Genomic DNA, 14,378 nt, shown 5'->3' with positions numbered 1-14,378 from the left:
CGGTGACGCAGCGCTCGCCCTGATCCAGGGAAATGAATAGTTCTCATAATCGCGACGAGCGCCGCAAAAGCCCAGTCCGCGAAGCGAAAATGAGGGAAAATCACCCCCGGTTTGGGGTCAACGCAGCGCCGCCGCGAGCTCCTCCGCGACGAACTCCTGCTGGTCGGCCGTGATGTGCGGATAAAGAGGGAGGGACAGGATCCGGTCGGCCGCGGCCTCCGCGATCGGGAACGACCCGCGCCCGGGCGCACCGTCGCGGTACGCGGCGGTCAGGTGCAGCGGCGTCGGGTAGTGGATCGCCGCTCCGATGCCGGCCTCGTTCAGGCGCGCCAGCACCCGGTCGCGCTCGTCGACGCGCACGACATAGAGGTGCCAGACGTCGAGGTTGCCCGGGGCGCTCGACGGCAGCCGGACGCCGGCCACGCCCTCCAGGAGGGCGGAGTAGCGCGCTGCAGCGACCCTGCGGCGGCGGTTCCAGTCCGCGAGGTGGCGCAGCTTGACGCGCAGCACGGCCGCCTGGAGCGAGTCCATCCGCGAGTTGAAGCCGACCAGCTCGTGCACGTACTTCTTCTCGCTGCCGTGGGACGCGATGACGCGCACCGTGCGTGCGATCTCGGGATCGCCTGTTGTCACGGCCCCCGCGTCCCCCGCCGCTCCGAGGTTCTTGCCCGGATAGAAGGATGTGGAGGCGACCATGCCCAGGCTTCCCGCCCGGCCGTCGACGCTCTCCGCGCCCTGCGACTGCGCGCCGTCCTCCACGATCGGGATATCGGTGGAGCCGAGCGCCCGCCGGATGGCCCCGACCGGCGCCACCTGGCCGAACAGGTGCACGGGCACGACCGCCTGCGTGCGGGAGGTGACCGCCGCCGCGGCCGCGGCCGGGTCCAGGAGCAGGTGCTCGTCGTCGACGTCCGCGAAGACCGGGACGGCGCCGATGCGCGAGACCGCCTCCGCCGTAGCGATGAAGGTGTTCGCGGGGAGGACGACCTCCCCGCCCGCGGTCACGCCCGCCGCGCGCAACGCGAGCTCGAGCGCGTCCGTGCCGTTGCCGACGCCGACGCAGTGGCCGGCGCCGGTGGCCTCGGCGTATTCGCGCTCGAAGGCGCCGACGTCGCTGCCGCCGATGTAGGAGGCCGTCTCGAACACGTGGTCGACCGCCGTGCGGATGTCGTCCGCGGTCTCGGTGTTCTGGGCGACCAGATCGACAAGTGGGACCCTCACAGCCGTACCCCCAGTTCTCGTGCGGGCACTCCGGCCCAGGTCTGTCCCGCCGGGACGTCCGAGAGCACGACGGCCCCCATCCCGATGGTCGCGCCCGCGCCGACGGAGACCCGCTGGCGGATGGACGAGTTCATGCCGAGGTAGGCGGCCTCGCCGAGCCGCACCACGCCACCCACCGCGACGCCGGCCGCGAGCGTCACGAAGTCGTCCACGATGTCGTCGTGCGTGAGCGTGCAGTTCGGCATCAGGACGACATGGCGCCCGACGATCACGTCGGCGGTCAGCACGGTGCCGGCGAGGATGATCGAGCCGGCGCCCACCAGGCTGTTGACGGACAGGCGCGCCGAGTCGTCGACCACCGTGGCGTAACGCTCCGGCCCGACGCCGAGCGCCGCCAGCCGCTGCACGACGGACCTGCGGCCCGAGCCGCTGCCGACGCAGACGGTCAGCGCGCCGGGGAGCTCCCCGGCCAGCTCCACGCCGCCGAGGATCTCGACCCCGCCGATGCTGTGCCCGTGCAGGCCCGGGTCGTCGTCCAGCACGCCGATCACGCGCGCGCCCGTCTGCTGCATCGCCATCACCTCGCGGGCGAGCCCGCTGGCGCCGATCAGGACGAGGTCCCTCATGCCGCACCCCGCAGTTCGCCGGCCTCGCGGAGGGCGTCCACGACGCGCAGCTGCTCGGCCCCGGTCAGCTCGTGGAAGAGCGGGAGGATCAGCGTGCCGTCGGTCAGCCGCTCGGTCACGGGCAGCGGGACGGAGCCGGTGTCCACGTCGCGGTACGCCGGCTGCCGGTGGGCGGCCATAATGCCGCGTCGCGCGGAGACGCCCGCCTCGGCGAGCACCTCCATCGTCCGCTCCCGCGAGGCTCCGAACGACGACTCGACCTCCACCCAGTAGGACTGGAAGTTGCCGGTGCCCCACTCGGGGTCGGTGACCGGCCGCAGTCCGGGGATGTCGCCGATCAGCTCGGCGTAGCGCGCGGCCAGCTCCCTGCGCCGCCGGACGATCTCCGGCAGGCGCCCGAGCTGGACGATGCCGACCGCCGCCTGCAGGTCGGTCATCCGGTAGTTGAAGCCGATCTCGGTGTACTCCTCCTGCGGCGCCAGGATGCTCGCCTGGCGGTCGGCCGCCGAAACGCTCATGGAGTGCTCGCGGAGCCGCCGGGCCCGGTCGGCCCAGGCGCGGTTCGAGGTGGTCAGCATGCCGCCCTCGCCGGTGGTCAGCAGCTTGCGCGGGTGGAACGACCACGCGGTGACGTCCGCCCCCGCCCCGACCGGCCGGCCGCGGTAGGTCGAGCCGGCGCCGCAGGCGGCGTCCTCGATCACGACGATGCCCTTCGGGTCGCACACCGCGCGGATGCCGTCGAGGTCGGCCGGCACGCCGCCCTGGTCGACGACGATGACCGCGCGGGTGCTCTCGGTGAGCGCCGCGGCGACCGACCCAGGGGTGAGGTCGCCCGTCACGGCGTCCACGTCGGCGAACACCGGTCGCGCGCCGACGTAGGTGGGCGCGTTCGCCGTGGCGATGAAGGAGAAGGACGGGACGACCACGTCGTCGCCCCGCCCCACGCCCGCCACGACCAGCGCCAGGTGCAGAGCGGTCGTGCAGTTGGAGGTCGCGACCGCGTGGGGCGCGCCCATCGCGGCGGCGAACTCCTCTTCGAAGCGCGCCACGCGTGGGCCCTGAGCCACCCAGCCGGAGGCGATCACCTCCGTGACGGCGGCGATCTCCTCCTCGCCGAGCCACGGCTTCATGACGTTGATCCGGTTCATGACGTCACCAGCTCCGCCCGGCCGGCCGCGATCTCCTCGCGCAGCGGGCGCCACCATTCGACCAGCTCGCGCAGGCCGTCCTCCAGCGGCACCTCCGCCGTGAAACCGAGGTCGCGCTGCGCCGCGGTGACGTCGGCGAGCCGGCGGGTGACCCCGTTGACCGCGCGCTCCGGGCCGTGTTCGACCTCCAGGTCGGAGTCCATCGCCGCCAGCAGCGCCTGGGCCAGCTCCAGGAGGCTGGTCTCGGTGCCGCTCGCGATGTTGTAGAAGCCCTCCTGCACGTCGGCGGTCGCCGCCAGCAGGTTGGCTCTGGCGATGTCGCGCGTGAAGACGAAGTCCATCGTCTGGAGGCCATCGCCGAAGATCAGCGGCGGCTTCCCGTCGGCGATCCGCTCCATCCAGCGCACCAGGACCTCGGTGTAGAGGCCGTGCACGTCCATCCGCGGGCCGTAGACGTTGAAGTAGCGCAGGATGACGTAATCCAGCCCGTTCATCGCGCGGAAGCTGCGCAGCATTCCCTCGTTGAACGACTTGGCCGCGCCGTAGAACGTGTCGTTGTTGTGGTGATGGTGGCGCTCCGGCGTCGGGAACTCCTCTGCCAGGCCGTACACCGACGCGGAGGACGCGGTGATGAGCTTGTCGACGCCGTGCTCGACCGCCGCCTCGTAGACGTTGAAGCTGCCGTCGACCAGCACCTCCAGCGCGAGCCTCGGCTCCTCCGCGCACTGCGTGATGCGGATGGCGGCCTCGTGGTAGACCAGGTCCTTGCCGCGCGTGACGTCGTGCACGAGGTCACGGTCGCGCAGGTCGCCCTGCACGAGGGTGACCCGGCCGGAGGCCAGCGCGTCGTCGAGGTTGGCCAGGCGGCCGCGCACGAGGTTGTCGAGCACGTCGACGTGCGCGGCGCCCGCCTCCAGGAGCTGGTCGACGATCTGCGAGCCGATGGTGCCGGCGCCTCCCGTGACGAGCACGTCGGCGCCGTCCAGGGCGGTCACCGCGCACCCGCCAGCTGCTGGGCGTCTGCCGGGTCCTCGACGTCGACCACGGCTCCGTCGCCGGCGAGGCTGCGGGTCGCGGCCTCCAGCACGGACAGCACGCGGAGCCCGGCGGCGCCGTCGGTGCGCGGAGCGCGCCTGCTGCGGATGCTCTCGGCGAACTCGGCCGCGAGCTGCCCCAGGGCCTCCCGCTCGGGGAGGGCGGGCGACCAGGTGTCGCCGAGCCGGTAGGAGACGGTCGCCGCGGTGCGCTCGACGCCGTCGGCGGCCTGCAGGCCGAGGTCCACGCCGCGGTCGTACACGCTGATCCGCTGCTGCGGGTTCAGGTCGTCCCAGACCAGCGTGCGCTTGGTGCCGCCGATGACCATCTGGCGGATCTTGGTCGGGCTGAGCCAGTTCACGTGCACGTGTGCCATGGCGCCGTTCTGCAGCGGGAGGACGAGGTAGCCGACGCACGACTTGCCCGCGCCGAGCGGGTCGGCGCCGTGGGCCGCCACGGTCTTCGGGCGCAACCCGCCGGGGAGGATGAAGTCGATGATCGACAGGTCGTGCGGCGCCAGATCCCAGAAGACGTCGACGTCGGGCTGGATGAGGCCGAGGTTGATCCGGGTCGAGTCGATGAAGAGGACGTCGCCGAGCGCGCCCTCCTCGATCAGCTCGCGGATCTTCAGCACCGCCGGGGTGTAGCAGTACGTGTGGTCCGCCATCAGCACGAGGCCTCGAGAGGCGGCGGCGGCGACCATCGCCCTGCCGCGGTCGCCTGCGTCGGCGAGCGGCTTCTCCACCATCACGTGCTTGCCCGCGGCGAGCGCCTTGAGGGCGAGGCCGTGGTGGGTTCTGGCAGGTGTCGCGATGGCGACGGCGTCGAGGTCGTCCCTCGCCAGCAGCGCGTCGACGTCGGTCTCGACGTCGACGCCGCCGACGCGGGCGGCGAGACCTTCCGCCCGTTCGCGATCCAGGTCGCAGATGGCGACGAGCCGCCAGTCGGGGCCGGCCGAGAAGTTCCTGGCCAGGTTGGGGCCCCAGTAGCCGGCGCCGATCACCGCGATTCGCAATTGTGTTTCCATGTGCCCCCAGCACCTTTCTTGTCGACGGGGTCGCCTTCGGGCGACGACCCCGGGCTTGCGTGAACGCCTACTGACTCGCGACGAAGTTGACGTCGACCCAGTAGTTGTTCGAGACCGTGTTGTTCGGGAAGCCTGTCGAGTACGCGTACGCCCCGCCGGTGGCCAGCGTCGAGAGCGGGCCGTTCACGATCGGGCTGGACAGCGTCCCGACGTCGGCCGCGTAGGTCGCGTTGGTCGTGTAGTACGACGCCCGGTACTCGGTGTTCGCCGTGATGGTCACGGGCGTCGTGAAGAACACGTCCTGCCAGCCGCTCGCCGTCTCTCCGGTCGACGCGGCGGTCGCGAGCTGCGTCCCGTCCGCCGTCCAGAGGGAGACGGTGTGGGTGCCCGTGTCTCCTGCGCCTTTGTAGAAGCGGATGCCGGTGATCGTGCCCGCTGCGGACGAGGTGAACCTTACGCCGAGCTGGACGGGCGTGCCGTCCTGGACCGCGCTGTTCGCCGGCGTCGCGGTGCTCGAGAAGATCGAGACCCCGGCTGCCGGGTTGGTGCCGCCGGTGCCGCCCGTTCCGCCGGTGCCGCCCGTTCCACCGGTGCCGCCCGTCGTCGTCGTTCCGCTACCGGCCGCAGGCGCGAACACCACGTCGACGAAGTAGTTGGTGGAGCCGTACGAGTACGTCGGGAAGCCTCCGGCCGCCGCGTAGAGGTACAGGCCGTTCGCTCCGGCCGGAGCGGTGAGCGGGCCGTTGGTCTTCGGCTGGGCGAAGTAGCTTCCGGTGTAGGCGTAGTTGCCCTGCGGCGCGAAGTACGAGACGACGTAGGCGGTCCCCGCCGTGACGGAGAGCGGCGTCGTGAGCTGCGCGGTCTGCCAGCCCACCGATGTCTCACCCGTGAAGGTCACCGAGGCCAGCTTGGTCCCCGACGACGACCAGATCGATCCGACGTGCGTGCCGACGTTGCCGATCCCCTTGAAGAAGCGGATCGCGTTGATCGTGCCGCTCTGCGACGGGGTGAACTTCATCCCGAGCTCGACGGCCGAGGAGTCGTTGGTCGCGTCCGCTGTGGCAGGCGTCTCGTTGCCCAGCAGCGTGTACTGCGTGACCGCCGCTGCCTTCACGGTGAACGACCAGGTCTGGGTTCCGAGCGTCGCCCCTCCGGTGGACTTCACACCGGACAGCGTCGCGGTCACCACTGCTCCGGACGGCAAGGCGGCCGACGGGGTGAACGTGATCGTCTTGCCGTCGGTCGACTGCGCGACCGTGCCCGCCACGGCGGCCCCGCCCGCCGTCAGGCCCATCGTGTAGCCGGCCGCGATGGGGGTCGACAGCGTGACGGACACGCCCGTCGCCGGGTCGACCTCGACCGCTCCGTTCGCCGGCGACTCGGACACCACCGCCACCGGATCGGGCGCCTTGGTGAACACCACGTCCACCAGGTAGCTGGTCGTCGACGACGAACTCGGGAACCCGGTCCCGTACGTGTACCGGCCCATCGAGTTGCCGGCGACCAGCGGCGGGTTGCTCACTCCGGATCCGGAGAAGACGCCGGGCGTCACAGAGTAGCTGCCGGTCGTCGTGCGGTAGGAGACCACGTAGTCCGTGTTCGCCGTGATGTTCACGGGCGTGCCGAATGTGAGTGTCTGCCACCCGGCCGTGGACTCGCCGGTGAAGGTGCCGGTCGCCAGCTGCTGGCCGGTGCTGCTCCAGAGGGTGCCGACGTGCGTGCCGGTGTTGGTGGAGTTCTTGTAGAACCGGATGCCGCTGACCGCGCCGGCCGCCGAGCTGGCGAACTGCACGCCGAGCGTGACAGGCGAGTCGTTCACCTGCAGGATCGACGGGACGGTGGAGTCGGAGAACAGGCCGCACGGGCAGACGCCGGGCGCCGGGTCGGGTTTGACGGTCGTGAAGCTCCACGATCCGCCCGACGTCAGGGCGTTGCCGTAGGTGTCCTTCGCGGTCATCGCCACGGAGTAGTTCACGAAGCCGTTCAGCGGCGACGTGGGTGTGAAGGTGGCCGTCCTCGTGGAGGCGGCGTAGCCCACCGAGCCGGCCACGGTGTTCCCGAGGGAGTCCTTGACCGTGAAGGCGATGCTCGCCGGGTTGACGGCCTTCGACATCACGGCGCCGATCGTCGTCGTCAGGGGCACGCTGGACGACCCGGGCAGCGGCGACTGACCGGTGGCCACCAGCGGCGAGTTGTCGACCGCCGAGAAGACGGCGTCCACGAAGTAGTTGGAGCTCTCGTACGACGCCTGCGGGTAGGTGCCGACCGACGTGGAGTACACCCCGGCCGGAGCGGCGCCGAAGCCGCCGGCGACAGAGAAGACGTTGTCCGTCGGGCCGCGGTACGAGAACGCGTAGGTCTGGGCGGAGTAGTGGCCGGCCGGTGCGGAGTACGACACCACATAGGTCGTCCCTGCCGTGACCGAGACCGGCGACACGAAGTTCGCCGTCTGCCAGCCGGAGGCCGTCTCACCGCTGAACGCGACGTTCGCCAGCCGGTTGCCTGAGCTGTCCCAGAGCGAGCCGGTGTGCGCTCCGGTGTTCGCCGAGCTCTTGTAGAACCGCACCCCGGTGATGAAGCCGCTCTGCTGGGGCGTGAACCGCAGCCCGAGCTCGACGGCCGACGCGTCGCCAGCATCGGGGGTCGCCGGCACGGTCGAGCCGAAGATCGACGCCGGTCCCGTCACGGTGACCGGACGGGAGGTCGGCGTCGACGTGTTGGCGCTGTCGTCCGTCGCCCGGACGCTGATCGCAGCCGTGGCGAGTCCGTGCTGCACGTAGGTGTACGACCAGGAGGTCGTCCCGGTCGCCGGGTGCCAGCTCGTCCCGCCGTCGGTGGACACCTCCACGCCCGCGACGACGCCGCCGACATCGGAGGCTGTGCCGGTCACCGTGACCGACGCCCCGTTGGCGATGGTGGCGCCGGAGGCCGGCGAGGTGATCGTCACGGTCGGAGGCGTGGTGTCCGTGCTGGCGGTCGACGCCACCAGGCCGGACTGCAGGGAACCCGGCTGGGCGCCCATGTCGGCCATCAGGTTGACCTGGGCCTGCTGCATCCGCGGGTCGGCGGCCGCGCCCGCACCGTCGTGCGTGGCGTCGAGGCCCCACGACCACTGCACGGAGCCGGCCGAGAAGACGAGCGCTCCGCTCGCCGCGCGGTAGAGGGTCACGTGGTGCGTGGTCACGGCGGTTCCCGTGGTGTTGCCGAAGTCCAGCATGTACGACGGGACGGTCCCCGACACCGTGGACAGGTCGATCAAGCCGGCCGGTCTGAACCCGTTGTCGACGTCCTCGTCCGACTCGTAGCCCACCGTGTGCGGCGCGAGGGCCGCCGTCGTCCCCGCGGCGAGCGAGGACAGACTGGTATTGCGCCACAGTCTCGTCTTCCCCTGCGCGGCCGTGACCGTGATCGGGAGATCGGTCAGGTTGGAGACGTACATCGTGCCGCTGACGCCGTTCTCCGGAAGCCCCGCGCCGTTGGCCTGGGAGGCGAACCTCGGGTCGCGCCAGGTGCCCGTCCACTCGGCCGTCGGGTCGATCTTCGCGTTCGACCAGGTCTCCTTGTACGACACGAGGGTGCGGTAGTTCGTGGGCGTCCCGGCCACCGACGGCTCGTAGCGCGTGTGCCAGTACATCTCGTTGCCGGAGAGGAACTGCGCGTTCACGCCGGCGTTGATGGCCGCCTGGACATTGGCGCGCTGATTCGCCGACCAGTACTCGTCATGGCCGACGGAGAGGAACACCTTGTGGTTCAGCAGCTCCGAGCCGTACCGATCCGTGTCGACCCCGCTGAAGTACGACATGTTGTAGCCGTTCTTCTCCAGGAAGCGCACTTCGGGGTACTCGGCGCTGAAGTAGAAGTCCCGGCCGGAGTTGAGACCGCGGGTGGTGATCGGGCGGTTGTAGCTGATCTTGTAGGCACGGCCGTTCGCGGCGCCCTGGTAGAAGTCGGAACCACCGTAGGTGTTGTACGCCTGCCAGGTCGGGTCGGAGGTCTGATAGAGGACGTCCGAGTGGCTCGCGTCATTGCGCACCACGAAGGTGATCTGGCTCTCGTCGCTGTTGTCGTTGCGGTGGAGCAGGGCGATGTAGACGCCGGAGACCGCCGACGGCGGCACCGTCCACGACGCCGACTGCGCCCAGTTGCCGCAGTCGGTCAGTTCCACCGTCGGGTCCCAGTAGCAGGCGGGCTGCGTCTGCGGGAGGGTGGCCGACGGCGTGACGTCCGCGATCTTGCGCGCCCCGAGGCCCTGGTAGTAGCCCGTGCGGAAGATCTGGATGGTGTACGACTTGGCGGTCGTGTTGATCTTGAAGCCGATCGTGCCGCCGATGTTGACGCTGATGTCGGTCGAGAAGCCCTGGATGTCCGAGGCGCCGGAGCCGCTGACGTCCCAGACCGACGGGTCCGTCCCGGGAAGCGCGTTCTCGCACACGATCGGATTCGCCGCGGCATTGCAGCCCTGGTCCGCTCGCGCGGGCTGGCTCGTCACGAGACTGACCCACGCGAACAAGACGACCACCAGCGCACACGCGGTCGCGAACAGCGCGTTCCGCCGGCGGCTCGGCCGCCCGGCACGCATACCCACAGATTGAGCTTTGCTCATATCTGAGAGATTGTCACAATATTGGCGTCATCGCTCACCCCCCAATCGGGGGCGAACCGCCAGACGACCCGCGCAGGGCCGGTCAGCTCAGGCCTGGTGGCCGTCCTCGGCGCCCTCGTCGGCGCTCTCGGAGGACTCCTCGGCGTCCTCGCCCTCGGCGTCCTCCCCCTCGGCTGCGGCGTCGTCCTCGGCTTCTGCTGCGGCGTCGTCGCCCGTGTCCGCCTCATCCGCGGGCCCGCCGGCGAACCGGTCGGTCGCCTCGATCAGCGCGTCCAGGATCCCCGGCTCGTCGTAGGCGTGGCCCGCGTCCGGGACGATGTTCAGCTCCGCCTCCGGCCAGGCCCTGTGCAGGTCCCACGCGGTCATGGCCGGCGTGCAGATGTCGTAGCGGCCCTGCACGATGACGCCGGGGATGTCCGCCAGCTTGTACGCGTCGCGGATCAGCTGGTCCTCCTCGAACCAGCCGCCGTTCATGAAGTAGTGGTTCTCGATGCGCGCGAAGGCGACCGCGTACTTCTCCTCGGTGAACGTCTCCACGACCTCCGGCCGGGGCAGCAGTGTGATCGTGGAGGACTCCCACCGCGACCAGGCGACGGCGGCCGGCCCATGCACGGCCGGGTCCTCGTCGGCGAGCAGGCGGCTGTAGGCACGGATCAGGTGGCCGCGCTCCTCCACCGGCACCGGCTCCACGAAGCCTTCCCACAGGTCGGGGAAGAGCGCAGCGGCGCCGCCCTCGTAGAACCAATCGAGCTCGGCGGGGCGCAAGGTGAAGATGCCGCGCAGGATCAGCCCGGTCACCCGCTCGGGATGGGTCTCCGCGTACGCCAGGGCGAGCGCGCTGCCCCACGAGCCGCCGAACACCAGCCAGCGCTCGACCTCCAGGTGCTCGCGCAGCTTCTCCATGTCGGAGACGAGATTCCAGGTGGTGTTCGCCGACAGGTCGGCGTCCGGGTCGCTCGCGTGCGGGAGGCTGCGGCCGCAGTTGCGCTGGTCGAACAGGACGATCCGGTACCGCTCCGGGTCGAACAGCCGGCGGTGGGAGGGCGTGCTGCCGCCGCCGGGGCCGCCGTGCAGGAAGACGACCGGCGTGCCATCGGGGTTGCCGCTGGTCTCCCAGTACACCTGCTGGCCATCGCCGACGTCCAGCATCCCGCTGTCGTACGGCTCGATCTCCGGATAGAGAGTGCGCATGGTGCGACTGTAGCGGCCCACCGCCCGCGCACCCCCGCGCCGCGCGGCCACCTGGAGGCGTCGCCAACGGAGGACATCCGCCCTCCATTCCCGCCGACCTCCTCCGTTCACTGCGATTCGAGCCCCGCCGCGGGCGGATGTCCTCCGTTGCCGACGGCGCTAGGCTCACGGCATGAGCACCCCCGTGACCGTCGCCGTCACCGGCGCAGGTGGACAGATCGGCTACGCCCTCCTCTTCCGGATCGCCTCTGGGCAGCTGCTCGGGCACGACGTGCCGGTGCGGCTGCGGCTGCTGGAGATCCCGGCCGGGCTCGGCGCCGCGGAGGGCACGGCCCTGGAGCTGCAGGACGGCGCCTTCCCGCTGCTGCACGGCGTGGACGTCACCGACGACGCACGCACGGCCTTCGACGGCGCGAGCGTCGCTCTGCTCGTCGGCGCCCGGCCGCGCACCGCCGGGATGGAGCGCGCCGACCTCCTGGAGGCGAACGGCGGCATCTTCGGCCCGCAGGGCGCCGCGCTGAACGACGTGGCGGCCGACGACCTGCGCGTGCTCGTCGTCGGCAATCCGGCCAACACCAATGCGCTCATCGCGAGCGCGCACGCGCCGGACATCCCGGCGGAGCGCTTCACCGCGATGACCCGCCTCGACCATAACCGCGCCGTCGCGCAGCTCGCGGCGAAGCTCGGCGTGCCCGTGCACGCGATCCACGGCGTGATCGTCTGGGGCAACCACTCGGCCAGCCAGTACCCGGACCTCAGCCACGCGACGGTGAACGGCAGGCCGGCGACCGAGCTGGTGGACGAGGGCTGGCTGGCGGAGGAGTACATCCCGCGGGTGGCGAAGCGCGGCGCCGAGATCATCGCCGTGCGCGGCTCGTCGTCGGCGGCCTCCGCGGCGAGCGCCGCCATCGACCACATCCGCGACTGGGTGGACGGCACCGGCGAGCGCTGGACGTCCGCCGCTGTCGTCTCGGACGGCTCCTACGGCGTGCCGGAGGGCCTGATCTCGTCGTTCCCGGTGCGCGGCGTGGACGGCCGCTGGGAGATCGTCCAGGACCTGACGATCGACGCCTTCTCGCGCGAGCGCATCGACGCGTCCGTCGCCGAGCTGGAGGCCGAGCGCGACGCCGTGCGCGCCCTGGGCCTCCTGTAGACCCGCCGCACCCATCCCCACATTCGCCCCGAATGTCGCGTTACGCCGCGCCATTCCCCACATTCGTCACGAATGCGCCTACGGAGGTTTCGCCCACATTCGTGCCGAATGTCGCGTTTGGGCGCGCCAATGTGCGCATTCGTGCCGAATGTCGCTTCGGGCCGAGCGCGACATTCGGCACGAATGTGCGCGTCAGCGGTGCTTGCTGGGCGCCTTCTCCGGCGTCGGCAGCGTGCCGGCGGCGCGGCGCTCGGCGTAGTACGCGCGCGCCTCCGCCTGGCGCTCGGCCTCCGCGCCGCTCGCGATCTTCGCGCGCACCAGCTCCGGGCCGTAGCCGAACGCGTCCACCAGGTCGACCGCGTGCGGCCGGATGCGGGTGAGCAGCCGGTCGATGTACGCCGACACGGCCTGCGCGCGCTGCGGCGAGAGGCGGCCGTGGATGAGGTACCAGGCCAGGTGCTTCTCGATCAGACCGAAGCCGAACAGGTCGCGCAGCCAGGTCAGCACCTGCTTGGTGCCGGCGTCTGGGGCCTGCTCCAGGGCCTCCGTGAAGGCCTCCCACTGCAGCAGCTCGGCGTGGGCGCGGGCGGCCTCGATGAGCTCGTTCTGCTGCGAGTTGAACAGGTCGGCCGCAGCCTTCTTGCCGAGCTTGGAGGCCGGGCGCAGCCGTCCGCCGATCTCGGAGATCATCGTCTCGACGCGGTCCGTCAGCAGCTCGCGCTGGGTCGCGGACTCCTGCAGCCAGTTCACCGAGCGCGCCGTCGAGCCGAAGTCGCGCACCGTCTGGCCGACGCTGCGCAGGCCCGAGCCGTGGTACGCCCGGCCGGCCGCCTGCACGACGACGTAGCGGGCGAGCGCGCCGGCGTCGGCCTTCGCGAACTTGCGGCTGAAGTCGGTGAGCAGACGCTTGGCGACGAGCTGCAGAAGGACGTTGTTGTCGCCCTCGAACGTCACCCAGATGTCGAGGTCCTGACGCAGCGAGGTGATCCGGTTCTCGGTGAGGAAGCCGGCGCCGCCGCACGCCTCGCGCGCCTCCTGCAGAGTCTCCAGAGCGTGCCACGTGCTGAGCGGCTTGAGCGCCGCCGCGATGGTCTCCAGGTCCTGCCGGTCGGCGTCGGTGTCGGCCGCGCCGCTGAACACGTCGTCGAACTTGTGCAGGAACATCTCGTGCGCGAAGCTCTGCGCGTACGTGGTGGCCAGCAGCGGGAGCAGCCGTCGCTGGTGACGCTGGTAGTCGAGCACGACCTCCTCGTCGGTGTCGCTGCCCGCGGTGAACTGGCGGCGCTGGTCGCCGTAGGTGAGCGCGATCTTCAGGCCGATCTTCGCGGCGATCGTCGCCGAGCCGTCCAGCGAGACGCGGCCCTGGACGAGCGTGCCGAGCATCGTGAAGAAGCGCCGGCCCGGGCTCGCGATCGGCGAGCTGTAGGTGCCGTCCTCGGCGACGTCGCCGTAGCGGTTGAGGAGGTCGTTGCGCGGGATCCGGACACCGGTGAAGTGCAGCCTCCCGTTGTCGATGCCGTTGAGGCCGCCCTTCTGGCCGTCGTCCTCGCCGCCGATGCCGGGCAGGAAGTCGCCGTTCGCGTCCCGGATGGGCACGTAGAAGGCGTGCACGCCGTGGTTGACGCCCTGCGTGACAAGCTGCGCGAACACGACCGCGGCGGTCGCGTCGACCGCCGCGTTGCCGAGGTAGTCCTTCCACGCGCCGCGGAACGGGGTGTCGATGACGAACTCCTGCGTCTCCGGGTCGTAGGTCGCGGTGGTGGCGATGGCGGCGACGTCAGAGCCGTGGCCGGTCTCGGTCATCGCAAAGGCTCCCGGCACGTCGAGCGACATGATCCCGGGCAGGTAGGTGGTGTGGTGGTGCTCGGTGCCGAGGTGCAGCACGGCGGCGCCGAACAGGCCCCACTGCACGCCCGACTTGATCTGCAGCGACGGGTCGGCCGCGACGAGCTCCTCGAACGCGGCGATGTTGCCGCCGTGGTCCTCCAGGCCGCCCACCGACTTCGGGAAGGCGCGGTGCACCTGGCCGTGGTCGACCAGGAGCTTCAGCTGCTCGAAAACGCGGGTGCGGTGGTCGGCGACGGAGAGGCCCTCCACCTTCTGCAGCTCCGGCTGCGAGGAGAGTGCGCGGGAGGCCAGCCGGACCTCGGCCCAGGTGCCCAGGAGCTGGCGGCCCAGCGCCTCCACGTCGACGTGCGGCGCGGCGCCGGCCGGTGCGGTGGCGGCAGCTGCCGCGGCGGCTTCGTTGGCGGCGGCGTCCACGACGGGGGTGCCGGAGGTGGTGCGGGTGGACTTCTCGGGTGCGCGCTCGGCGGTATCAACCATGAGTTTCCTCTTCGATGTCTCGGGGTCATGGTCACGCTACGACGGGGCG

9 protein-coding genes are annotated in these 14,378 nt (G+C 70.9%); 1 reads left to right on the top strand and 8 read right to left on the bottom strand.

Translation table 11 applies throughout. From position 1 onward, the window contains the following. Positions 1 to 117 precede the first annotated feature (117 nt). The 7 genes from F1C12_RS17290 to pip all read right to left on the bottom strand — a co-directional run bounded on the left by F1C12_RS17290 (position 118) and on the right by pip (position 10,851). Positions 118 to 1,221, bottom strand: coding sequence for a DegT/DnrJ/EryC1/StrS family aminotransferase (locus F1C12_RS17290; protein ID WP_185276118.1), 1,104 nt, complete (start codon positions 1,219 to 1,221; stop codon positions 118 to 120). Further along, positions 1,218 to 1,847, bottom strand: a complete 630-nt coding sequence (locus tag F1C12_RS17285; protein ID WP_185276117.1) for a NeuD/PglB/VioB family sugar acetyltransferase — start codon at positions 1,845 to 1,847, stop codon at positions 1,218 to 1,220. The genes F1C12_RS17290 and F1C12_RS17285 overlap by 4 nt, the downstream gene beginning before the upstream one ends. Continuing rightward, positions 1,844 to 2,995 (bottom strand): DegT/DnrJ/EryC1/StrS family aminotransferase, encoded by a 1,152-nt coding sequence (locus F1C12_RS17280; protein ID WP_185276116.1) that lies wholly within the window; start codon positions 2,993 to 2,995, stop codon positions 1,844 to 1,846. The genes F1C12_RS17285 and F1C12_RS17280 overlap by 4 nt, the downstream gene beginning before the upstream one ends. Beyond that, positions 2,992 to 3,990, bottom strand: coding sequence for an NAD-dependent epimerase/dehydratase family protein (locus F1C12_RS17275; RefSeq protein WP_185276115.1), 999 nt, complete (start codon positions 3,988 to 3,990; stop codon positions 2,992 to 2,994). Before F1C12_RS17275 ends, F1C12_RS17280 begins: the two co-directional genes overlap by 4 nt. Beyond that, positions 3,987 to 5,057, bottom strand: a complete 1,071-nt coding sequence (locus F1C12_RS17270) for a Gfo/Idh/MocA family protein (protein WP_185276114.1) — start codon at positions 5,055 to 5,057, stop codon at positions 3,987 to 3,989. The genes F1C12_RS17275 and F1C12_RS17270 overlap by 4 nt, the downstream gene beginning before the upstream one ends. A gap of 67 nt (positions 5,058 to 5,124) precedes the next feature. Beyond that, complete coding sequence (locus F1C12_RS17265) at positions 5,125 to 9,546, bottom strand: DUF4082 domain-containing protein (protein WP_219732633.1); 4,422 nt, start codon at positions 9,544 to 9,546, stop codon at positions 5,125 to 5,127. Positions 9,547 to 9,747: 201 nt separating this feature from the next. Next, the gene (pip, locus tag F1C12_RS17260; protein ID WP_185276113.1) at positions 9,748 to 10,851 is read right to left on the bottom strand and encodes a prolyl aminopeptidase; all 1,104 of its coding nucleotides are present in this window, start codon (positions 10,849 to 10,851) and stop codon (positions 9,748 to 9,750) included. Between the two features lie 172 nt (positions 10,852 to 11,023). Between pip and F1C12_RS17255 the strand changes: the two genes are divergently transcribed. Continuing rightward, a complete protein-coding gene (locus F1C12_RS17255; protein ID WP_185276112.1) occupies positions 11,024 to 12,004 on the top strand; it encodes a malate dehydrogenase in 981 nt (326 codons plus the stop codon). Between the two features lie 192 nt (positions 12,005 to 12,196). On the opposite strand, the gene F1C12_RS17250 is transcribed toward F1C12_RS17255, so the two are convergent. Next, complete coding sequence (locus F1C12_RS17250) at positions 12,197 to 14,329, bottom strand: acyl-CoA dehydrogenase family protein (protein WP_185276111.1); 2,133 nt, start codon at positions 14,327 to 14,329, stop codon at positions 12,197 to 12,199. Positions 14,330 to 14,378 lie beyond the last annotated feature (49 nt).

The organism is Leifsonia shinshuensis, assembly GCF_014217625.1.
Classification (GTDB): Bacteria; Actinomycetota; Actinomycetes; order Actinomycetales; family Microbacteriaceae; genus Leifsonia; species Leifsonia shinshuensis_A.
This window is presented reverse-complemented; position numbering and strand designations above follow the sequence as displayed.